At 35.6% G+C, this 22,612-nt stretch carries 19 protein-coding genes; 3 read left to right on the top strand and 16 right to left on the bottom strand.

Going from position 1 to position 22,612, the window contains the following annotated elements; all coding sequences use genetic code 11:
- Window positions 1-101: 101 nt before the first annotated feature.
- The 10 genes from MHB65_RS07410 to MHB65_RS07365 form a co-directional block, all read right to left on the bottom strand.
- Window positions 102-1,019, bottom strand: a complete 918-nt coding sequence (locus MHB65_RS07410; protein ID WP_342442958.1) for a serine hydrolase — start codon at window positions 1,017-1,019, stop codon at window positions 102-104.
- Window positions 1,020-1,107: 88 nt separating this feature from the next.
- Window positions 1,108-2,202, bottom strand: a complete 1,095-nt coding sequence (locus MHB65_RS07405; protein WP_342443706.1) for a HAMP domain-containing sensor histidine kinase — start codon at window positions 2,200-2,202, stop codon at window positions 1,108-1,110.
- Window positions 2,203-2,224: 22 nt separating this feature from the next.
- The gene (gene vanR, locus MHB65_RS07400; RefSeq protein ID WP_205447344.1) at window positions 2,225-2,917 is read right to left on the bottom strand and encodes a VanR-ABDEGLN family response regulator transcription factor; all 693 of its coding nucleotides are present in this window, start codon (window positions 2,915-2,917) and stop codon (window positions 2,225-2,227) included.
- Between the two features lie 138 nt (window positions 2,918-3,055).
- Window positions 3,056-3,463 (bottom strand): hypothetical protein, encoded by a 408-nt coding sequence (locus MHB65_RS07395; RefSeq protein ID WP_205442272.1) that lies wholly within the window; start codon window positions 3,461-3,463, stop codon window positions 3,056-3,058.
- A gap of 27 nt (window positions 3,464-3,490) precedes the next feature.
- Entirely contained in the window at window positions 3,491-4,078 is a 588-nt protein-coding gene (locus MHB65_RS07390) for a DUF2247 family protein (RefSeq protein ID WP_342442957.1), read from the bottom strand.
- A 358-nt stretch (window positions 4,079-4,436) separates the two neighbouring features.
- Window positions 4,437-5,015, bottom strand: coding sequence for a pyridoxamine 5'-phosphate oxidase family protein (locus MHB65_RS07385; protein WP_342442956.1), 579 nt, complete (start codon window positions 5,013-5,015; stop codon window positions 4,437-4,439).
- A gap of 216 nt (window positions 5,016-5,231) precedes the next feature.
- Window positions 5,232-6,029, bottom strand: a complete 798-nt coding sequence (locus MHB65_RS07380; protein WP_342442955.1) for a DUF817 domain-containing protein — start codon at window positions 6,027-6,029, stop codon at window positions 5,232-5,234.
- A 637-nt stretch (window positions 6,030-6,666) separates the two neighbouring features.
- The gene (locus MHB65_RS07375; protein ID WP_342442954.1) at window positions 6,667-8,094 is read right to left on the bottom strand and encodes an amino acid permease; all 1,428 of its coding nucleotides are present in this window, start codon (window positions 8,092-8,094) and stop codon (window positions 6,667-6,669) included.
- 268 nt (window positions 8,095-8,362) lie between these two features.
- Window positions 8,363-9,268 carry an arginase gene (gene rocF / locus MHB65_RS07370; protein WP_342442953.1) on the bottom strand — a complete coding sequence of 302 codons (906 nt, stop codon included), beginning with the start codon at window positions 9,266-9,268 and terminating at the stop codon, window positions 8,363-8,365.
- 373 nt (window positions 9,269-9,641) lie between these two features.
- A complete protein-coding gene (locus MHB65_RS07365; protein WP_342442952.1) occupies window positions 9,642-10,229 on the bottom strand; it encodes a TetR/AcrR family transcriptional regulator in 588 nt (195 codons plus the stop codon).
- Between the two features lie 126 nt (window positions 10,230-10,355).
- Between MHB65_RS07365 and MHB65_RS07360 the strand changes: the two genes are divergently transcribed.
- Both MHB65_RS07360 and MHB65_RS07355 read left to right on the top strand, forming a co-directional pair.
- Window positions 10,356-11,348, top strand: a complete 993-nt coding sequence (locus tag MHB65_RS07360) for an acryloyl-CoA reductase (RefSeq protein ID WP_342442951.1) — start codon at window positions 10,356-10,358, stop codon at window positions 11,346-11,348.
- 292 nt (window positions 11,349-11,640) lie between these two features.
- A complete protein-coding gene (locus MHB65_RS07355) occupies window positions 11,641-12,768 on the top strand; it encodes an acyltransferase (RefSeq protein WP_342442950.1) in 1,128 nt (375 codons plus the stop codon).
- A gap of 718 nt (window positions 12,769-13,486) precedes the next feature.
- Here the strand turns inward: MHB65_RS07355 and MHB65_RS07350 are convergent.
- Complete coding sequence (locus tag MHB65_RS07350; RefSeq protein ID WP_205442261.1) at window positions 13,487-15,958, bottom strand: S-layer homology domain-containing protein; 2,472 nt, start codon at window positions 15,956-15,958, stop codon at window positions 13,487-13,489.
- A 523-nt stretch (window positions 15,959-16,481) separates the two neighbouring features.
- On the opposite strand from MHB65_RS07350, the gene MHB65_RS07345 reads away from it, so the two are divergent.
- Window positions 16,482-17,381, top strand: a complete 900-nt coding sequence (locus tag MHB65_RS07345; protein WP_342443705.1) for a LysR substrate-binding domain-containing protein — start codon at window positions 16,482-16,484, stop codon at window positions 17,379-17,381.
- A gap of 68 nt (window positions 17,382-17,449) precedes the next feature.
- Here the strand turns inward: MHB65_RS07345 and MHB65_RS07340 are convergent, their stop codons facing one another.
- From MHB65_RS07340 to MHB65_RS07320, 5 genes are all read right to left on the bottom strand, one after another.
- Window positions 17,450-18,439, bottom strand: coding sequence for an aldo/keto reductase family protein (locus MHB65_RS07340; protein ID WP_342442949.1), 990 nt, complete (start codon window positions 18,437-18,439; stop codon window positions 17,450-17,452).
- Window positions 18,440-18,666: 227 nt separating this feature from the next.
- Window positions 18,667-19,005 carry a cupin domain-containing protein gene (locus tag MHB65_RS07335; protein WP_342442948.1) on the bottom strand — a complete coding sequence of 113 codons (339 nt, stop codon included), beginning with the start codon at window positions 19,003-19,005 and terminating at the stop codon, window positions 18,667-18,669.
- Window positions 19,006-19,047: 42 nt separating this feature from the next.
- Complete coding sequence (locus MHB65_RS07330) at window positions 19,048-20,034, bottom strand: ABC transporter substrate-binding protein (protein ID WP_342442947.1); 987 nt, start codon at window positions 20,032-20,034, stop codon at window positions 19,048-19,050.
- 81 nt (window positions 20,035-20,115) lie between these two features.
- Window positions 20,116-20,943, bottom strand: coding sequence for an AraC family transcriptional regulator (locus MHB65_RS07325; RefSeq protein ID WP_342442946.1), 828 nt, complete (start codon window positions 20,941-20,943; stop codon window positions 20,116-20,118).
- Between the two features lie 349 nt (window positions 20,944-21,292).
- Window positions 21,293-22,600 carry an opine metallophore biosynthesis dehydrogenase gene (locus MHB65_RS07320; RefSeq protein ID WP_342442945.1) on the bottom strand — a complete coding sequence of 436 codons (1,308 nt, stop codon included), beginning with the start codon at window positions 22,598-22,600 and terminating at the stop codon, window positions 21,293-21,295.
- Between the last annotated feature and the right edge of the window lie 12 nt (window positions 22,601-22,612).

Genomic DNA, 22,612 nt, shown 5'->3' with positions numbered 1-22,612 from the left:
CCTTTTCCTCAATCAGAAAGCAAAAAAATGTATGATTAGAAAATGAAATATCCTCCAATCACACACTATGAAGGCCTCGCAGATTTAGAATAATCTTCACCTTATAATTGACTATATACCGAAATGGCATCTGTGATATTATATTGCTCCGTTCTAGGATTACCGTCAGCTCCTACTGTCACGAACACATATTCTTGTCCATTTATAAGAGCTAAGCTTGCTAAACATAAGCCTGCATCTTCCGTATAGCCAGTTTTCCCACCTAAAATTTCTCCTCCTGGCAATGCACTTGACGTCATATGTTGAAACATGCGACTTGTAAAAGTAATGCCTTCTGGATGAAGGTTTGTGGACTGAATAGAATATCTTTCTGCTGTATAAACATTGCGAAACTCATCGTTTGTTAAGGCATATTGTAAAAGTAAAGACATATCCTTTACGGTTGTATAATGATCTGGATGGTGCAGTCCAGTTGTATTCACAAAATGAGTATTTTTCATGCCTAGCTGCTGCGCCTTTTCGTTCATCAGACTTACAAACTTTTGTTCTGAACCAGCAACATATTCAGCTAAACCCATTGACGCCTCTGCACCTGATGGCAGCATGGAGCCATACAATAAATCCTCTAATGTCAGCTTTTCATTTGGGAGAAAGCCTGCTACTGAAGCATTTTCCTCTAATAAATCCTGAAAGATATGCTTAGGTAAAATGATTTCTTCTTGTAAATTGGAGATCTGCTCAATCGAGACTAGAACCGTCATCATTTTGGTCAAAGAAGCAGGATAAATCCTTTCTTCACTATTTTTATCTAAGAGAATTTGATTTTCATCCAAATTCACTAAAATTGCATTCGAGCTGTATAAATCAAAATCGAGCATATGCGGGCTGGCTGTTTGAACTACTTTCGGTGAATGATCTATTTCCTGACGTAAAGTCATTGGCGATTCTTTCAATAGTAAATAAACAACTATCATCATGAATAAGAACAATAAACTCCATATCCCTTTTCTTTTGAACATAAAAACAACTCCTTCTCTTTATGCTTTTATTCAACCATAAAAAAAGGAGCTTATTTTTAATTTACTATTAGTGAATTCTTAAGGTTTCTTAAGAATTGGTTGGAATCATCACAGTGAATACGGTTGTATCATTACTAGAAGTTGCGGTAATCGTCCCGCCATGGGCCTGTACAATTTCATTAGAAATGGCTAAACCAAGCCCAGCACCTCCTGTTTGGGTAGACCTTGCACTATCTAAGCGGTAAAACTTCTCAAATATCATCTTTAATTTTTCAGGAGGGATCGTCTTCCCTGTATTCGTAAACGAAATTAATGTCTGATTATTTTCGTTTCGCGCACTAATTTCAATTGTACTATTAGGATCACTATAGGCAATTGCATTTTTTAAAATATTATTAAATACCCTCGCTAATTTATTACCGTCTGCATAGATAGTAATATCTTCATCTATTTTGACGATGGCTTGTTGACCCTTTGGTGCCAGCAATGGATAAAACTCGTCAGCCACTTGCATTAACATATGATGTAAAGGAATAAGATCTTTCTCTAAAATGATGGATTGTAAATTAAATCTGGTTATTTCAAAAAATTCATTGATTAATTGTTCCAGTCTATAGGATTTTTCTAATGTAACCGTCACATATTTTTCTTTCTGCTCTACAGGCATATCCCTTGCCTCATCTAAAAGGCTTAAGTAGCCAATAATGGATGTTAAGGGTGTTTTAATATCATGCGCTAAATAGACAACTAAATCATTCTTTCGTTGCTCAGCTTCTTGCGCATCCCTTGCACGCTTTTCTAATTTATATTTCACGTTATTTAATTTTTTCTCCAAAAAATCGAGTTCAGCTGGGAGCACAATTTCCTTCCCTGACTCATCTGCAAGCATGGTGATACTTGAACTAATTTGATGAAAATAACGGGTAAAACGAGACAAGGCGATATAGAAAATAATCAACAATAATAGAATAAATCCTATCGCAAGCCAAAGTGGTTTATTTTGTCTAAATAACACATTATAGGCACTACTTGCAGCATAATAATCAAGCTGCAAGACATTTTCACAAAAGGCAATAAAAGCATCTGCAAAGGGAGCTTGCAAGACCCCATCAATAAATGCAAAATTAATAAATAAGCCTATGATGATAGCGATGACAAGTATAGAAATAATTTGTACAACCATTTTCCTTTTCAGTTTGCCAAACTCATTTTTCAATGGTATACCCCACTCCCCAAACCGTTTTTATATATTTTGGGTTCTCCGCAGAATCCTTCATTTTTTCCCGTAAATGTCGAATATGAACCATTACCGTGTTATTGCTACTAAAGTACTTTTCCCCCCAGATTTCTTGGAATAGTTGCTCTGAACTAATAACTGTCCCTCGATTTGCACATAAATACCAAAGAATAGCGAATTCCGTAGGTGTAAGGGATATAGGCCTTTCATTTAAAAAGACTTGCCGTGTGTTTTTGTTAATCACCAGGCCAGCAAAATCAATGATATCTTCATGTTGCTTCGAGCCTTGGTTGTACAAGGTAAATCTTCGTAGTTGCGCCTTTACACGAGCAACCAATTCCAATGGACGAAATGGCTTTGTTATATAATCATCTGCTCCTAAAGAAAACCCATTTATTTTATCAATTTCTTCTTCCTTTGCCGTAAGCATAATCACTGGAAAATTCAATGTTTCTCGGATTTTTCGTAAAATGGTAAAGCCATCTATATCTGGCATCATAATATCTAGAACAGCTAAATCCACATTTTCTTGCTCGATACATGCCAAAGCCTCTTGAGCTGTATAATATTTAAATACATGATAGTTTTCATTTTTTAAGTAAAGTTCGATTAAATCTGCAATTTCCTTTTCATCGTCAACAACTAAAATATTCAACTGTATTGTCCTCTCCTTCTCCCCACATGTTTTCCAATGATTTTTCACAGGCATTATAGCACTTACATATGGCTATATCTATTAATAAGGTAGTACCTTTGAAAGCTAATGAAAAAAGTAGAGATGGAAAACATCTTTCCAACTCTACTTTTGATAGTTTATGTCGATTAAACGATGGGATAATAAACCATATTGAACGGTACACTGATATGTACCTTCTTTTAAAAAAGCAAAATCCTCAGCATCCGCCTCTATAGTAAGGTCATCTATTATAACTTGATAAAATGTATCTGTGCTAAACCTACCACCCACGCTATCAATCCTTACAATTGTACATAATCCATTGACAGATGGGTTTTGCCCATTTTTAATAATGTCTACTAGTCCCGTTATACCAATAGATAAGCACAACAAGGTGAAAAAACTAAAAGTAATAACCACTAATAGAAAATCTTTGTGTGTTTTTTCCTTTTTAATAAAAACGATTATTATACTTAGAGATGCAATAGTACCAATTATTGAAAAAAGTGTTATACGAAATAGTTCATTCATGTTATTTACCTCAGGATACTTTCATATTTACCAAATCTGGAAACGTTTTTCTTGCTCTTTCAAAAATCTTTTCCATCCTTGATACAAATTCGATAAATCAACTGGAATAGGTTCTTCAGCTATCTCAAAATACAACGGATCTGTAGTATCTTGTTTAAATATGAAATCAAAAATAGTCATATTACTATTGAAGTCATCCCAAATCACCATCATTTGTTGAAAAGCATTATCCAATGGGGGTTGTTCTTCGCCTTCTAGTATCCTGTGTTCCTCCTGATGTTCGTATAACCAGCTAAGTACAAGGTATAGCCACTTTTCTTGAATAAATGTAATACTTTGCATAGGTTCTTGTTCGGCTAAGTTGGATAAATAAGGGACAGCTAAAAATGCCTCATGCTTAAATAAGCTAGCTAGTTCGAATAACGAAGCTGAGATTTCTACTTCTTGTGCGATTAATTTCTCCGCTTTTTGAATGGCCGCTTCAGGGTGAATAAAACCACATTGAACGCCAAAGTACATTTCTTCCCATGTTAAATCCGTTTTATCAATTATGAATGTTAAAGGGATAACAATAGAAAGAGAGTTTTCAACTAAATCATCAGTATGGATAGTCAAATAATTCCCCCTTCACTTTTCATGCAAACAAGTTAGCCATACTTGATAGATAAATTACTTTCCATATGTATAAATAATCCGTCATTCAAATTAACACATCTTGAATGGACTTCTTTTTAATAAATTCCTCAATAACTTTTTGTATTTATGTAATAACTTGTGCAATACATAAATAATACAGCACCACAGCATATCATCATTCATAAACATTTTCTATTATAGATAGTCACTCACTAATATGACTGTGCTAAACTAGCTATTTTTCGTAGCACTTTATGGAAATAATTAATGGTGAAGAACTATTACTACATCAAAAATAGGCTTAGGTTAAATCCCAAGCCTTACAGTTGTTCCATAATTAATTTGTTGGATTCATAATAGATTTTCGATTCATATCCTGTGTGACCTCTCTCCCTGAATAATATTGCATCTGTTCATTTAATTTATGTTCTTTCGCGGTTATACTGGTTGGCTTCACTTTCAGGACAAGTGTCTTGCTACCTAAAGATGATTGATATTTATCGAGATGCTTTTTTGACAAAGGTGCATGATAATAATCTGGTACATATTTATCGAGCATTGCCTGCATAGCAGCAGTAGCTTCATTTAAATCTGTGACAATTTCCACCAAACCATTTGCGACTACACTCATATAAGCCGTATCAGTCTCAGCAGGAACCGGGTCTACCATTGTTCCATAATTTTCGCTTATTGTCATACATGCATTTTGATTGGTTGTTAGAATATCTATTTTTCTTCCTTCGTTGGCACCATGGAAATAAAAAATTCCGTCTTTATAGACATAATTTAGTGGAATAACATATGGTATATGTTGATCCACTAAACCAAGAAATGCAGTTTGTGCGTCTTCTAAAAATTGCTTAATTTGTTTTTCATCTGTACAAGCTCTATTCACCATTCGAATATCTGTTACCATCTTCATTCCCCCTATTCTCTTCTAAGAGGAGTCTACAGTAGGAATGTACTCTAAAAAAGGGACAGTTTGATGAAAGAGAATGGGTACAAACTAAAAATACTAGTTTATCGGAAGCCCATACTATATTTCTTAGAAACTTTGCAAATTCTCTTAATCGTTACTCGCAAATATCATTAAACAAAAGAATGTCATATTTAATTTTTCCTTCATACCTATTTATATGAACTCTTTCTTCTCCAAATTTTCACCTACATCACGATAAAATAGTTTAAGCTGTGCAACAATCATTATGCTAATGACTACAAGTAAAAACCATGAGCTGATTTTACCAAAATGAACAATCGACCAAGATACCTCTTGATTCGGATATGACCATGCCCCAAAGAACGTTGCAATATTTTCAGCAATCCAAATGAAAAAGCCAATCAAAAAGAACGATACAACAATGGGCATTTTATAGATTTTGTTCCGTACTGTAAATTTGACAATTGTACGATAAAACACAATGAATAGAAGTGCCATTAACAGCCATCTAAAATCATAAATAAAATGATGTGTAAAAAAATTCAAGTAGATAACGGCTCCAAGTGGAATAGCTTCATAACTTTTTGGCCAACTTACAATTTTTAAATCAAACCTACGCCAGGCTTGGCAAATATAACTTGCCACACTCGCATACATAAATCCACTATATAAAGGCACACCCCCTATTTTTGTCCACGCTTCTTCAGGATATGACCATGAATTGAAATTCACTTTGTATAGTTCGAGCACAAGCCCAATAATGTGAAACAAACAAATGACTTTTATTTCATCCTTTGTTTCTAAACCAAATGTATACATCAAGTACTGCGTCAATAGACAGATAACAAGAATAAAGTCATATCTGCCTACACCAGGTATTTGAATAGCTTTAGAGAGTGCAAGTGTAGCAAATATCACAACAGGAAAAATACAAGATAATGATTGATGATACGTAAAGGCTCCTAAGTCTTTAAAAAAATTCTTCAACATGAATCCACCTCAAATTAACTTGTTTATAATTAATTTCTTCTTGTATGAAGAATAAATGATAAATTATTCTTTTTCAATATTTTTTTATTGAAAAACGATAAATTATTTCTCTTGCTATCGGAACTATTTCTTGTAAAATACGTCTTTTGTTGTTCTTTACTAACGAAGAAAAGAGATGATGTCAACGGCAGAAAAAGCAACTTTGCAAGATGAGGGGTTGATTTCCGTTCGCTCCAGGGTCTCCTCAGTGACGCTAAATCCCCTTGGAGTGACGCTGGCTCCACTCCAATCAACCATTCTGCAAAAGTGTCTTTTCCTTATCTTTCATACTAACTAGTAGTGAAAAATGTGGAGAAGCGATGAATGACAACACCTCTCCATAAAATGAGTAGTGAATACCTTCACTTTATTTGAAAACCGTTGCAAAAAAACATTTTAATGGGTTGGAGTGGAAGGCTACTTGACTTTGGTGAGATTGCGAGACAGGCGAAACTCTAAACGGAGCGTGAACGGAAGAAGCGGCTCGGCGCTCGCCCACAGGAAAGCAAGTAGCCTGCAACGGAAATCCATTTCTACCTTTCAATTGAATTTTTCAACACTAAGAAAGAGTAGCCACATTAGCGGCTACTCTTTGACCTTAAAGATATATTTTTTGATTTAATTTTAATTGGACTTCTTGTTGGTTTATTTCTAAGTTCGTCACTTTTTTCACTTTTAAATAATAAACGATATAACAACCAATGAAGAATGCTCCACCGCAGTAGAGTGCTAATCGTTGAGCTGGATCAAAAGCCAAGCTTGCCATAACGATACAGTTCGCTAATAAACCTAAAATAGGGATCACTGGATACAATGGTGCTTTGAATTTTAAATCCTCTACTTTTCCTCCTTGACGTATGTAGGAGCGTCTAAATGCAATTTGCGAAGCCGTAATCGCAATCCAACCAATTTGTGCTCCTAAGCCTGCTAGAGATAAAAGCCACACAAATACTGTGTTAGCAGCAAATACACTTGACAGTAATGACAAACCAGCTACTGCGAGTGTGATCAGTAATGCATTCATTGGGATGCCTCTTTTATTAACCTTGCCTAAAACGGGGCTTGCCATTTTTTCGACGGAAAGAGAAAACAACATACGTGTTGCGGCATAAAGGCCTGAGTTTGCAACGGATAATAAAGCTGTTAGGATAACAAAATTCATAATATCCGCTGCATATGGAATCCCTATGCTATCTAATACAACAACAAATGGACTTTCAACAACCCCTGCTTTATCCATTGGAATCATCGCTGCAAGTACAAATATCGAAAACACAAAGAAGAATAACGTACGCCAAACTGTTTGTTTAATAGATTTAGGGATGGTCTTTTCAGGATTTTCACTCTCCCCAGCAGCAATACCAATCAATTCTGTACCCTGGAATGAAAAATTCACCGTAATCATTGTAATAAGCAGTGCTGTTACGCCATTTGGAAATAGTCCACCCTCATAAAAATGAGAAAGGAATGGGGCACTTGTTCCATCTTTCATATCGATTAGCCCAAACATAGCCGCTCCACCAACCGCAAGGAACATAATGATTGCTAAAATTTTAATACTGGAGAAGACAAATTCTGCTTCACCAAATGCTTTTGCTGATAAACCATTCAATACAAAGAGCAGTGCAGCAAATATTAGACACCACATCCATACTGGCGAATCAGGAAACCATCTTTGCATAAGTTGTCCAGCCCCTAAAAACTCAAGAGCAACCGTTACTGCCCAACCTAGCCAGTACAGCCATCCAACGGCAAAACCAGTAGCAGGTCCGATAAATTTCGTCGTGTATGTTTGGAATGAGCCTGATACTGGCATAGCAACAGATAATTCACCCAAACAGAGCATCGTTAAATACATAACTGCACCGCCTACTAAGTAAGCTAGGATGGCACCAGTTGGTCCAGCTTGGTTAATCGTGTAGCCTGATCCCAAAAAGAAACCAGTTCCGATACATCCTCCAAGTGAAATCATAAATAAGTGTCTTGCTTTCATACTTCTTTTTAATTCATATTGTTCTGATGCCATAAAAAACTCCTTACATCCATTATCTTGTAAGCACTTTCTTTTTTTCGTGCACGACAGATAACTATTTAAAATTTGAATGATTAATAGGTAAACCATTTAATATATTTGATAAACTGTCAATTTTCTGACAAAATAAAGGCTATTGATGAGATAAATTGTATTGTAAACTTAATGTAGGGAGAGCTACTTTCTTATATTTGGTTGTGGCGACCTAATTTCTAAGAAAAGTTCTTCCTTTATGAGATAAAAATTGACCTCTCCCCACTGCTTAAAGTAATGTATCGCCGAATAATGAGCTGATTAAAGCTACCGCAGCAATAGCAGTTTTATTGTATTGATCTAATACTGGGTTTGTCTCAACAAATTCTGCCGAAGTGATGATATTTGCTTCTGACAGCATTTCCATCGCCAAATGACTTTCACGGTAGCTAATCCCACCTGCAACGGGCGTTCCTACACCTGGTGCATCGTTTGGATCAAGTCCATCTAAATCTAATGATAAGTGAACACCGTCTGTACGCTCTTTTAAATAGGCAATCGTTTCTGACATCACTGTTGTCATCCCTAAACGATCAATTTCATGCATCGTGTATACTTTAATACCAATTTCCTTAATAAGCTTTTTTTCTCCTGGATCTAAGTCACGAGCACCAATAATAACGACGTTTTCAGGCTTTACTTTTGGAGCATAGCCTCCGATATTCGTCAGTGCTGGATGACCAAGGCCTAAGCTTACAGCTAAAGACATGCCATGGATATTTCCTGAAGGAGATGTTTCACCTGTGTTTAAATCGCCATGGGCATCATACCAAATGACACCTAAATTCTCATAATGCTTCGAAACGCCCGCTAATGTTCCAATAGCAATACTATGATCTCCACCTAATACTAAAGGAAAACGATTTAAAGAAATCTCATGATCCACTTTTTGGCCTAGCTTCTCGTTACTTTCTGTGACAGTTTTTAAATTTTTTAGGTTTGTCTTTCCTTCTATCTCTTTATCTTCATGTACGATGTCAATCGTTAAATCCCCTTCGTCATAAATCGAATAACCAAGGCCCTCAAGTCGTTCAGTTACCCCTGCATATCTGATAGCACTCGGCCCCATGTCTACGCCTCTTCTTGTTTGACCTAAATCCATGGGCACCCCAATAATTGTCACTTCTTTATTCATGATATTTTCTCCTCTCCAATAATTACTTTCACAGTATAAAGAAAATGGAACATTGACTCAACTCGACATTATTTTAAATTTTTATACAGTTTAAATTATTAAAAACATAGATATATTCTTGTATAAACGATTGCATAAACGCTATTTCAATGCATAACAAAACATTTTTTCCTTATTAATATGGATTTTTGTCATAAATTCCTAAACAAAATATTAAAACTGTTCTTTTTTTATAGTTTTTTCCGAAAATTTTGACGGTAATATTATCTATAAATGCAATATAATAATAAAAAACTTCCAAAATCATTCAATTCTCCTTATTTTTTACGGAAAAAAAAGCCCTACTACAATAGTAATAAGACTTTTCAATCCTCTATTTTAATATTCTCACAATACTATTCAAACAGGTTTCTTTATAAAATAGATGTTGCTCTTCTATATCACATGTTAACCATTGAATTAAAGAACCATCAATCATTGCCCTCATCATTTTTGCAGAGGTTAAGGAATCAATGTCTGGGCTAAACACCCCTTCACTTTTTCCTAATTCAATAATTTCTTGTCCAATTCCCCAGCAATTCTCATAAAATTTTAAGTTAATTCTTTTGTACGCTTCATTGCTGTTTGCCTGAGCTAAAAAATCTAAATACACTCTGTAAAATTTTTTATTTTCTTGAGGGGATACAAAAACAGCATTTAAGTAGGCTTGAAGCTTGTCTATAGCCGTTTGATGCTTGCCTATTTCTTGTATTTCATAACTGTAGATTTTGCTCGTAGTGGATTCCAGTAATTCTAATAAAATGTTTTGTTTGCTTGTAAAATAGTAGTGAACTACCCCTTTTGAGACGTTAGCATGATTCGCAATGTCTTGTAGTGTAACGTTATCATAACCTAAATGTGAAACAGCATTAAAGGCTGCTTTCATAATTTGTTTTTTACGTTCTTCCTCTTTCTTTTTCATAGGAGCCTCCGATGACTTGATAGAAGTTATTATACATGAAGAGTCGCTATAATCCAATTTTATATTGACCGGTCAGAATAATTTTGATACTGTTTAATGGAATAAAATTGTAGGGGGACGTTTACGATGACAGTAGATAATTTTAATGCGTTAGTAGTCAATAAAGATGAGGCATTTACAGTGAAAGTGAACGAGTTGACTTTAGAAGATCTACCAAAAGGTGAGGTATTAATTAAAGTTAGTTATTCAGGTATTAATTATAAAGATAGTCTTGCCTCTATCCCAGATGGTAAAATCGTTACGTCTTATCCATTTGTTCCTGGCATTGATTTAGCTGGAACGGTTGTTTCCTCTGAAGATTCTCGCTTTAAAGCAGGTGATGAGGTCATTGCGACTAGCTATGAAATAGGAGTATCTCATTTTGGTGGTTTCAGTGAATATGCCCGTATTCCAGCTCAATGGATTGTACCACTTCCAAAAGGTCTTTCCCTCAAGGAAGCTATGGTGATTGGTACTGCAGGATTTACAGCTGCATTATCTGTTCAAAAGTTAGAGGAAAATGGTATACATCCTGAAAAGGGAAAAATTCTTGTTACGGGGGCAACTGGTGGTGTAGGTAGCTTTGCTGTATCTATCCTCTCAACACTAGGTTATCAAGTTGAAGCGAGCACAGGTAAAGAATCTGAACATGAATATTTACGTTCACTTGGGGCTACTACAATTATAAATCGTGAAGAGGTCTATGATGGAAAGATTAGAGCGTTAGGGAAACAAAAATGGGCTGCTGCTGTCGATTCTGTTGGTGGAGAGCCACTTGCCTCTTTATTAAGCCAAATTCAATATGGAGGGGCTGTTGCATGTAGTGGTTTAACAGCAGGCACACAGCTTCCTACAAGTGTATTTCCCTTCATTTTAAGAGGTGTGAATTTACTTGGAGTTGATTCTGTTTATTGCCCAATGGACATTCGATTGAACATTTGGCATCGTTTAGCGACTGATTTCAAACCAGCAAACTTTGAGGATTTCATTCAGCAAGAGGTAACACTACAACAACTTCCAGAGGTTTTACCTATTTTACTAAAAGGACAAGCAAGAGGAAGAATCCTTGTTACATTATAAGGTGTTTAATCAAGCTTCCTTCTCCTGTCTATTTCCCAGAAAATAATTATAGAAGTTGTCAAATTAACAACATAAAGCTACTACGCATAGCGAGCGTGGTAGCTTTTTTTATTGTTGACATCTCCCTGACATATAAGTCCTTTATAGTAACTCATGAATGCCCCACCTGTTCCCTTTAGACAAATTTAGGTAACAAAGTTTGTCTAAATTAGCATGAACAAGCATACCAATAGAGTATGTAGGCAGTGTTCTGGGAATTCAATACTATAAACAATATTCTGGAGATGATCGTATGAAGCGAGCACATATTAATGAATTAAACATTACACGAGCTTTAGCCATTCTAGCTGTCCTTCTCATCCATTCTACTAGTACACCTGTAACGACTTTATCTAGTGACTCAAAACTATATCCATTTTATGTGTTTTTTAATATTTTCCCTAAATTTGCTGTACCTGTTTTTATTTTCTTAAGTGGATTTGTTTTATTTTACAATTATATACAGAAGGATTTAACAAAGGAGCTTATCATTCATTTTTATAAAAAAAGAGTGACCCAAATACTCATTCCTTATCTCTTTTTTTCTATCTTTTATTATGCAGCGATGCAATTTTATGTGACACATGATTTAGTAGACACATGGCGTTCCCTATTTAGTGTTGAATTTCTAGAGAAACTATTATTAGGCAAAGCGTATACGCATCTATACTATATTTTTATTATTGTTCAATTCTATCTTATGTTCCCATTATTCCTATATATTTTAAAGAAAAAACCAGCCCTATCTCCTCATTTAATTTGGATTGGCTTTGTTCTTCAATGGGTCTTTATTCTATTAAACGCAAAGTTTTGGCAGTATCCCTATAGAGGGAGTATCGCTTTCTCTTATCTCTTTTACTTCTTGACAGGAGCATTTTTAGGGATCTTTTTTGAAAAATACAAAGGATGGCTTCAACTAAAAAAAGAAAATTTCCCTATCACGATACTTTTTGTGTGGTGTATATGGCTAATTTCTACTATATATAATGTGTATTTATATTACTTTGTTTATTCATCACAAACCTATATAGTGAACAGCACCATATTTGAGCTAGTTTTTCAGCTACAATCTGTAACAGCCTGTATTGTCTTACTACAGCTTTCTTTCTGGATCTATGATAAATGGAACCAAGCTTTTGTAAATGGCTTAATCAATCTAGGAACAGTATCATTTGGCATCTATCTATTGCATCCATTTTTCCTTTTCCTTTATAGACAAATAAGTACTGGTGGTAATAGTATAATCTATCACCTATGGAGCATTGGTGGCTTTATCTTTGCTCTATTCGTCACATGGATGATTGTGCTATTGATGGGCAGATTCTTTAAATATCATTGGATTGCCTTTGGACCGATCCCGAGCAAATTTCCTTACAAATAGGCATTCTATATGCACAGCCAGTTGTCGGTTAATTTCAGTCAACTGGCTGTGTATTTAGTTGAGAACCTGTTCGCCCATGATCAACCATTATAGAAAAATTAGTGTTTCTTCAGTGATACATTTTAATAGGAAGAAACTAAATAAAAAACCATGTAGAGACTTCTCTATAGTGCAGACAAACAAAGCCATCAATAGAATTTTTGTGAAAAACGAATAAGGTTTTCTGTTCCAGGGTAATTACTGGCGCTAATGTCCGGCTTTCGTGCAGACTCTCCTATCTCGTTATCCTAGAGAAGTCAAGTAACCTTCCGCATTAATCCATAAAATAAATTGAAAATGTTCACTATTCATTTTATTGATGGCTGTTGGAACTATTACTTTTTCACATGAAAATAAGAACCTATCCTCTCTAATACAATAATGAGCTATTTTTCACTACCGCTAGTATAAAGGACAAAGAAAAGACACTTTTGCAGCATGGTTGATTGGAGTGGAGCCAGCGTCACTCCTAGGGGATTTAGCGTCACATATGAGACCCTGGAGCGAACGCAAGTGAGTGAAGCGGCTCATAGGACGCCCCCTGGAAAGGACGCTGGCGGAACGGAAATCACCCCTCACTTTGCCAAAAGGTCTTTCTCTCCTACTAACATAATCTTATTTAAACAATAAAAAAGCCCTGTAGAGACCTCTCCACAGGGCTTTTCAATGAACGATTTAATTATTTTGCAATAGAACCGTCTTTTACTTTATTGTTATTAGCATCAACTAGGTTTGTTGATTTGAATTCAACTACAATGCTGTCTGTTAATGCATAGTCAGCTTTAGTTGTTACAGTAAGTTTACCACCAGCTACTGTAGCAGAAGCAAGTTCTACAGTTGAGCCTGCAATTTTAACAGTTACACCTGTTGGTGCAGCTTGGTCAGCAATGTTTTCAGAGAAGTCTACTGTAAATGTTTTGCTATCTACTGCAGTTACTTTAGTAGCAACAGGTACAATATTTTCTTTAAGTGTTACTTGCGTTGAAACTTTTCCACCTTTAAGAGTGTTACCTTTTGTATCTACTACATTGCTAGCTTCAAGTACATAATTACCATTAGCTGTGATAGAACCTTCAGGTAAAGTGAATCTTACTTTTTTAGTACCATCTACAAATTGAAGTTGTGTACCAGCAGGAAGCTCTTTTCCTCCTAGTTTGTAGTTAGCAGCATTTGTTGCTGTTGCCGTTACATCTGCAGCATATTCAACAGTGAATACATTGTTATCTGTTACAACAACTGGAGTAGCTCCAAATACTAATGAATCTGTAGGTGTTTCTGGTGTAGCTTCAAACACGCCTGTTGTTACATTGAAAGTCACTGTATCGGCAGTTACGTTGCCAGCTAAATCTGTCACTGCTTTAGCAGATAATTCGAATGTATAAGATGAATTGCTATCTAAATCAATGTCAACTTTTACAGTGTTTTTCTCTGCACCTTCAATTTTACCGTTACCATCTACATCGAAACCAGCATCTGCTTTTACTGCTGTTTCTTTTCCAGTAGTGTAAGCAATACCATTTTGCGTTTTAACTGTTAATGTTCCTTCTACTTTTACTGGTTCACTAAAAGTAAGGTATAGAGCATCAACATCAGTAGTAGCATTCACATCGTCAGCTACTAACATTTTAGTAGCAGCAGATACAAGTGTAGCAGGCGTTAAATCTTTTGAAAGGATAGCATTGAACTCAAATGCATCACCTGCATTACCAGCTAAATCTTTTTGTCCTTCTACTTTAATGTTTGTATTAATGAATGTAGCTGTACCTAAAGCAGATTTAGCATCAATAGTGAATACAGTTTTATCCTCTGTATCTTTAATATCAGCATCTGTTAAATAGAATACAGTTGATCCTACTGTTACTTTTGCATATTCTTTCGTTTCAGCATCTGCATTAAGATTTTGTTTCATTAATTCTTCAGAGAAATCAAACGTAATTTCTGTACCATTCACAGCTGTAGAAACAGTTGGTTTTGAATTATCAACGTCTGCTTTCAAAACTGTGAAGTTTACTGCGATAGGATTTGCGATATTATTAGCGAAGTCAGTTGCACCAACAATGTCTACTTTGTAAGATTGTTCAGCTGTTAATCCAGTAATTGTTAATTTCTTACCAGATAAAGTATAGCGATCTTTTGAAAGTTCAGTACCATTTAAGCTGATTGTTCCTTCACTTTGTACAGGCTCATCGAAAGTGATCACTGCTGTAGTGCCTTTTGCTTCTACAGTATTCACGCTAACAGGCGTTGTATCTGCAAATGTGATTAATTTGTTGAACTCTTCAGTTAGAACTTTAGCATCTGCTTTTGTTTTAATTGGTTTTACAGTTACTTTACCATTTGTTAATTTTACTTCTTTATCAGTTGTTAACGTAACAGTCATTCCGTCTTCAGATACTACTGCGTTTGTGATTGCTACACCTTCAACAGCATATTTCGTTGTGATTGCAGCATCTTTTGCATCAACAGCTGTGTTGAACTTCACTTCAAGTTCCTTTGCATTCAGCCCTTTTACAGCTTCTACAGCTGGTGTTACTTCTTGAACTGCATCAATCGTACGTTTTACCATTGTAGCGAATTCTTCACGGCTAATTTTATCCTGTGGTGCTAATAATGAACCTTTACCATTGATTACGCCATTTTCTACAGCTGTTTCTAAGTAAGATACAGCCCATTTAGAAGCTTTAGAAGCATCTGCAAATTGGCTAAGATCTGCTTTACCTGTTAATTGGTAGCCTTGAACGATAACTTTCGCAGCTTGTTCTCTTGTTAATTGAGCTTTAGGCTCAAATTTACCATTGCCCATACCATCAAATAATTCTGGTGAAGTTGCAAGTACTGCGTTGTAGAACCAGTCATTTTCATTAACATCAGAAAAATCTTCTGTGCCAGTAGCTTTTAAATCTAATGCTTTTGATAAAATTTCAGCAGCTTCTGCACGTGTAAGTGTACCAGCTGGGTTGAAGTTTCCTTTTTCATCGCCTTGGATGAAGCCTTTGTCAGTTAAAAATTGTACAGCTTCTTTTGCCCAAGATGAAATGCTAGCTGCATCTTGAAATTCAGCAGCTGATGCTACCGGTACGATTGCTGATGCTACAAGTGCTGCTGTAGCAGTAGTTGCGAAAAATTTACGACCTTTGTTTTGTTTTGTCATTTTATATTCCTCCAGAATTTTAATAAATTATATTATTCTGTGAGAACAATATTATCGCATTATTTAATTTTTAAAATATGTATAAATTGTTCTCGCAAATAATAATTACAACCAATTATAGGGAAAGCAAACTTCTAAATTTTCCAAGATTAAATATCCCAATGAAACTGTAATTTGCTTTACAAGACAATAATATAACTAGATTACCAATAAATAAACGCTAAAAATAAGGTAATTTTAATACAGTATTGGTTATATAGGTAATCTTTTCATAGAAAATTTCTATAATATAGAAAAAACAGTTGAAATGGTGATAAAATGCATCTTATTTATGGAATTTTACTGAAACATACTTTTCACTTGAATGTGTTATATTACTTTCTTGATATAATAGAGGACACAAAATTAAAGCGATAATGTGAGTTAATTGGTAAAATTAACTTTAGGCATTGTGATCGTTACGTGCCCTAAACACTAACTTGCTAAATGGATTTGATTGCTATTAGTAGAAGGGGGGATAAAAATAGATATTAGAAAAATGCGCTATTTCATTATGGTGGCAGAGGAATTGAATTTTAGTCGAGCAGCAGAGCGTCTTAGAATGGCACAGCCTCCCCTAAGCCAAGAAATTCGTAAATTAGAAGAAGAATTGGGTGTTCAACTTTTTCATCGAACAAAAAGAATGGTTGAACTAACAGACGCTGGGGAAATTTTTTTACAAGGAGCTAAACAAACACTTTTTCAATTAGATAAAGCGATAAAAGAAACACAACTTGCAGCTGAAGGGAAAATAGGGAGCTTAATAATCGGTTTTGTCGATTCTACAGAAATTGTTATAGAAGTTCTTAATAAATTTCGAGAACGCTTTCCTAAAATCCACCTTACATTACGTGAAATGACAACGGAGCAGCAATTGAAAGCACTTTATGAGAAACAAATTCATATTGGATTTATTCGTTCTGAGCAAAACAACGAGATATTAGCTTCTGAAGTTTGTTCTGAAGAATCCTTAAGATTGGTTTTACATCAAGATCATCCTTTGGCCACATTGCCCGAAATTTCACTTCAATTAATAAAGGAAGAACCATTTATTATGTTTCCACGTCATTTAGGACCCAATTTTTATGATTTAATTATTAGTTATTTTGGGGATCATGGAGTAAGTTTGAATGTTATTCAAGAAGCTGTTCAAATGCAAACGATTGTTAATTTAGTAGCTACAGGAATGGGCATTTCTGTTGTACCTTCGTCGGTGGAAAGTTATCAACGTCCTGGCGTTATCTATAAAAAAATCAAAGAGACTACACCAACAGTAAATTTATATGTAGGATGGAGACAAAATGAAATATCTCCAGCAATAGCTCATTTCTTAACAGTCGTTAGAGAGGTGTATTCCTTTTCTCAACTTCACCACCAAAAATAAAACCCACCCTAAATAGGATGGGGAAAAATAGCTGTTATATATATTTCTAGATAAGTCACTTGCAAAGCTTAACCTGTTTTACTCGGATCGTATTCTATGAGACCTTCTAATACTTCGTCAATCTGATTCATTATTGCAGGTTCCAGTTTGACACCAGAAGCTAATGCATTCTCTCTTACCTGTTCTGGGCTTGAAGCACCAATAATAGCTGAAGAGACTTGTTGGTTTTGTAGTACCCACGCCAATGAAAGTTGAGCAAGCGAAAGATCAATCTCTTGTGCAATGGGTTTGAGCGTCTGTATAGCAGAGAGCACATTGTCATCCATCCAACGTTGTGCGAGTTTATCAAAAAATGGTTTGCCTGCAGCTGAATTGGCACGGGATTGAGTTGGCACTGGTTTTTGCGGTAGATATTTCCCGGTCAGTACACCTTGTGCTAGAGGCGACCATACTACTTGCCCAAGTCCCTCCCGTTGACAGGTTGGGATCACATCCGTTTCGATAACTCTCCACAGCATAGAATACTGGGGTTGACTAGCGATGAACGGAATATTTAATTGTCGTGCAAGTGCTGCACCACGAGTGATTTGTTCTGCTGTCCATTCGCTTACGCCGATGTATAGCACCTTTCCTTGTCTTACAAGGTCTGCGAAAGCTAACATCGTTTCTTCAAGAGGAGTCGTTGGGTCAAATCTGTGTGCATAATAGACATCAATATAATCGGTCTGTAACCGACGCAAAGAGGCATGACAGTTTTCTAGAATATGTTTTCGTGATAATCCCTTATCGTTTTGCCCCTCCCCAGTCGGATGGCACACTTTTGTACATAGTTCAATGCTCTCACGTCGTATACCTTGTAAAGATCGACCAAGTATTTCTTCAGCTTTCGTGTCAGAATAAACATCAGCTGTATCGAATGTTGTGATACCGACATCCAGTGCTGCATGAACACATGCATTTGCAGTATCCTCATCTACTTTACCACCATGATTTATCCAGTTTCCATAGGCAATCTTGCTAACTGATAAACCACTATTGCCAAGTTTACTAAACTCCATTGTAGATCCTCCCTTTATACGTGATATCTTTATTATAAAGATCCTGCTTTCATAAGAATAATATATTATTCGTAATGAATTAATATAAAAAAAATATATAAGGATACAGTATGATGACGGCTATCATGTGCACTAGTTATACGTTCTCTCTAAGAGACTGAAGGAGACCATTTAAATAATATAAACGGTCTCCTCCATTTTATAAGCTCAGTAGTATTTACTGTTGGTTATTCAGCCTCAATACCGATTGTATTTACTGCAACTTTAGGCTCTACTAGCATAATATGGCATTCCTTTTCTGCAAAAGGCATGTGTTCAGCTCCTCCAGGCACAATAAACATCTCCCCTTTGGATATTTTCACCTGGCCATCGCGAAAAGCAATGAACATCTCTCCTTCGAGCACAATAAATACTTTATCGGCACCTTGATGCTCATGCCATATAAATTCCCCAGCAATCTTAACCACTTTGAATTGAAAATCGTGTATTTCACCAATGACTTTCGGTGACCAAAGTTCCTTTAATTCAGATAGTTCCTCATTTATATTGATAACTTGATCTTGCATATTCATCTCTCCTTATTTACTTTTTGGAAAAGGTGCTTCCTATTATTCGTTCTTTTGCAAGGCTTCTGTTATATTTTGCAAAGCGTATTCGATAGCTAATGGACCTCCCGTAATAGCGGAAGTATCCATCAAATGAATATTACCTTTTTTTACGGCATTCATATTATTCCAGACATTGCTTTGATTTAACTCACTCATTAAAGTTTCCTTTTTTGTAATGTCACCGATAAGGAAAATATGGTCTGCTTGAATAGTTGAGATTCCTTCAAATGCAGCGAATTGATTATTATTCCCCTTAAATGTATCATCTGGTGTTAGACCCAAGCCCCTTTCTTTATCAAAAGCAAGTGTATAAACAGGGTTCTCTTCACCAAGAACATTAAAAGTTTTTCCATCCCAAGACAAAATAAGGGCAACAGACTCTCCTTGAATGGACTTTAATGCTTCACGTCCTGTTGAGATATCTTTCATCATTTTATCAATTACTTTTTCCGCCTCATCGTCTTTTCCGATAATCTCGGCTACTGTACGAAGTCCATATTGCCAGTCTTCGTAGATGTCCTGAGATTTCAACGTAATGACTGGGGCGATTTTTTCTAGTGATTCATACAACTTTTCGTGATGTTCTGTTGCTAAAATGTAATCAGGGCCAATCGATAGGGTTTTTTCAATACTAGGAGACAATTTATCACCTAATTCTTCTGTTGAATCTAGCTTCCCTTTTAAATAAGACAAAGAAGATAGATAGTCTTTATCAGTAGAAGCTGCAGGAGGCTCACCTAATGCAACTAAAATTTCAGGGTAAAAATACCATAAAGAAGCCACTTTTTCTGGTTTTTTCTCGATCACAAATTCTTTCCCTAAGGCATCCTTAATGGTTCTTGGCCAATCAGTTGCTTCTACATTAACTACTGATGAAGATGTGTCTTCTGTAGTTAACTCCTTATTTTCAGTAGGCGATTTATTACAACCTCCCAATATAACTGCTAGTACTAGCATTGAAAATAACAGTCCTTTAATCTTTTGCATCCGAAATTCCTCCAACATGATCTCTGATATATCCTTAGTATAGTAAAGTCATTTTTGGAGGAGAATGGATGCTTGTTGAACTTAGCATGGATTATTGATGAACTTCTCTCGATATTCAGTAGGAGAGATACCAACTTGCTTCTTGAATACTCTACTAAAATAAAAAGGGTCAGCAATTCCAACCGTTTCCGCAATTTGTTGTACAGGCACATCACTTGTAAACAGTATTTTTTGCGCCCTGTTTATTCGATAGTTTAATAAATATTCTGCTGGTCCCATCCCTGCATGTTTTCGAAATATATAAGATAGTCGATTTCGATTAACGTTATATTGTTCGGCAAGCGAGTTAATGGAAAGGCTTTGATAATAGTTTTCATGAATATAAGTAGTTACCTGTTCGAATAGAGTGTGTGATTCACAGCTATTTTGCCTATTAACAACACATAATAAGGCTTCATTGAGTACATCGCGAAATAGCATTTCTGTCTGAAACTTTGAAATGCCTCCACGCTGATTATATACATGCCATAGACGCATAATTAATTCGATTAGACGAGGAGATTGTCCTATTGGTAATTCAAAATGCTGATGAGAAAAGCTTGTCTCTGCTAATTCTGTGTTCCATATCCTATACAGGACAAGAATATATTCCCAATTTGTATCTCCAAAATTTTTTTGATTTAGTTTCATTTTTGCACCCCCATGCACCACTTTTCCTGGCGAAAAGATATAAGGCGTGCCATTAAATTGAAATTCTATTTTTCCTGTAAGGGGAAAAACAAATCCAGGAAAAGAATCTGTATGGTCAGCGTGAGGCACACCTGTATTTCTAGCATATCGATATATTCCCTCTACTTGAAAAGGCGTGTGTGCTAAATGCTCTGCTAGCTGATTTACGTCGATATTCATATTGTATACCTCATTTCAATAATAGTTTGCTTGTAATACCAGGATTTGTCCTACTGTAAATAGCACATACCTTTCAATAAGTTACTGCTTCAGCCAAAAGACATTAAAGTGTAGGATCGATTTTCAAGGCGTGGTCCTCGGTCGTTGGATTGAGCTATAGTTTTCATCTATTTATACCAAAAATGTGAAAAGGTAGGGATGACGGCTCTCGCCTATCCCCACCTTATCGATAACGATTATCATTGTCAATTAAAATTAGAGCCTCTTAATCTACGCGTGAAAAGCTGGATACTAATCCCTTTTAAAAGATTCTCTGAAAGGTCCGTCAACCACACTCATTTTATATTTTTCACTTCTCTATCTTTTGACCTCTTAATTCCTTACAAATCATCTCTATTTCTTGTGAAAAGGATTTTACTTGGAAGGCTTCTGAAAACCTTTGATCCTCAGATACAGCTACTACTTGTAGCAGTTTTTCTTCATATGTTTGTACAAAATGATCAAGCGTTGGACTCTTTGACTTCAGGGCCTTAGCAATCCCTTGAATGATTTTTACACGATAGTAGTCCTCTTTTGGCATTCTCGGAATATCCCATTCACCGTCGTGATTTTTAAAAATTTTTCTAATAGGAACTGCCGAAAAATCAAAATATCTTCCCTCTTGATTTGGCTTAGAAAATGGATCAATTAATAAAGAAGCATAACGAATATAGAGAAGATATTCTTGATGGATGGACTCAAGTTTATTAAAATTCTCTATGTCTTGTCTGGCTATACTTGCTGGCAGCAATGGATAATTATCATCTACCATAAACTTCAATAGATTTAGGGGTTGAATATCGAAATGACTGACGATTGCCATCATTTCTTTCCAATAATTTAATAATTGATGAATCATTCTATAAGTAATGGGGCCCTCCGGATAGAGTTTATACACATACTTTGTCATTGTCTTTTCATCAAAAATCGCTTGTAATGAAAAATCATTCATAAATAAAGGTGGGTGCACGTACAAAGATATATTTCTTGTTTCTGCCTCAAGAGGAGATGCTACTTTTTTCAGATCAATCCCCAGATGATGAAATAGTTCAGTTAAAATTTCTAGTCTATCTGATTTCGAGTAAGTTGAACCAATATAAACTTTTTTCTTCACACCTGTTGTTAATACCTCATTTGATGGAATTCCACCTATCCATCTCGTATCTCCATAATAGGTTGAAAAACTAATTACCTCTGCCTGAGGAGCTAGATTCTTTAAGAAATTCGTAATTAGATGACTAGAACCAAATGTAGGAGAAACTAATATAAAACATCTAGCCTCCTTTAACACTTTGGTATCGATTTGTGCGAGTACAGAAAGATAAGCATCTGTGGTAACACTAAGTATAACCGTATCCCAATTTCCACAAATTGTATCATAACCCTTAAAAAATGTATCAATTGTACATTCTCCGGCTACAGGCTGATGTTGTGTATTTTGTATAGATACCTTAAGTGCTAGGTGGTGCTGAATGATAGCTTCGAAGAATAGATTGGAGCGTAAAGATTCTCGACCAGCAATCGCTACCTTACTGTTTAAAATTTTTTTGAAATTCACAGCTAATTGAATTACTGTTGGCCCTGTTCCTAGCAATAAAACATTGTTAAAATAAGCCATATTACTCTCCCC

This window comes from Lysinibacillus sp. FSL K6-0075, assembly GCF_038592945.1.
In the GTDB taxonomy this organism is placed as follows: domain Bacteria; phylum Bacillota; class Bacilli; order Bacillales_A; family Planococcaceae; genus Lysinibacillus; species Lysinibacillus fusiformis_F.
Note: the sequence above shows the minus strand (reverse complement) of the source record. Positions and strands in the feature narration are given on the sequence as shown.

Coding starts and splice junctions, on each gene's coding strand:
- MHB65_RS07410 (WP_342442958.1), bottom strand. CDS start 1,019: ATGTTCAAAAGAAAAGGGATATGGAGTTTATTGTTCTTATTCATGATG.
- MHB65_RS07405 (WP_342443706.1), bottom strand. CDS start 2,202: ATGGTTGTACAAATTATTTCTATACTTGTCATCGCTATCATCATAGGC.
- MHB65_RS07395 (WP_205442272.1), bottom strand. CDS start 3,463: ATGAATGAACTATTTCGTATAACACTTTTTTCAATAATTGGTACTATT.
- MHB65_RS07385 (WP_342442956.1), bottom strand. CDS start 5,015: ATGGTAACAGATATTCGAATGGTGAATAGAGCTTGTACAGATGAAAAA.
- MHB65_RS07380 (WP_342442955.1), bottom strand. CDS start 6,029: ATGTTGAAGAATTTTTTTAAAGACTTAGGAGCCTTTACGTATCATCAA.
- MHB65_RS07375 (WP_342442954.1), bottom strand. CDS start 8,094: ATGGCATCAGAACAATATGAATTAAAAAGAAGTATGAAAGCAAGACAC.
- rocF (WP_342442953.1), bottom strand. CDS start 9,268: ATGAATAAAGAAGTGACAATTATTGGGGTGCCCATGGATTTAGGTCAA.
- MHB65_RS07365 (WP_342442952.1), bottom strand. CDS start 10,229: ATGAAAAAGAAAGAGGAAGAACGTAAAAAACAAATTATGAAAGCAGCC.
- MHB65_RS07360 (WP_342442951.1), top strand. CDS start 10,356: ATGACAGTAGATAATTTTAATGCGTTAGTAGTCAATAAAGATGAGGCA.
- MHB65_RS07355 (WP_342442950.1), top strand. CDS start 11,641: ATGAAGCGAGCACATATTAATGAATTAAACATTACACGAGCTTTAGCC.
- MHB65_RS07350 (WP_205442261.1), bottom strand. CDS start 15,958: ATGACAAAACAAAACAAAGGTCGTAAATTTTTCGCAACTACTGCTACA.
- MHB65_RS07340 (WP_342442949.1), bottom strand. CDS start 18,439: ATGGAGTTTAGTAAACTTGGCAATAGTGGTTTATCAGTTAGCAAGATT.
- MHB65_RS07335 (WP_342442948.1), bottom strand. CDS start 19,005: ATGCAAGATCAAGTTATCAATATAAATGAGGAACTATCTGAATTAAAG.
- MHB65_RS07330 (WP_342442947.1), bottom strand. CDS start 20,034: ATGCAAAAGATTAAAGGACTGTTATTTTCAATGCTAGTACTAGCAGTT.
- MHB65_RS07325 (WP_342442946.1), bottom strand. CDS start 20,943: ATGAATATCGACGTAAATCAGCTAGCAGAGCATTTAGCACACACGCCT.
- MHB65_RS07320 (WP_342442945.1), bottom strand. CDS start 22,600: ATGGCTTATTTTAACAATGTTTTATTGCTAGGAACAGGGCCAACAGTA.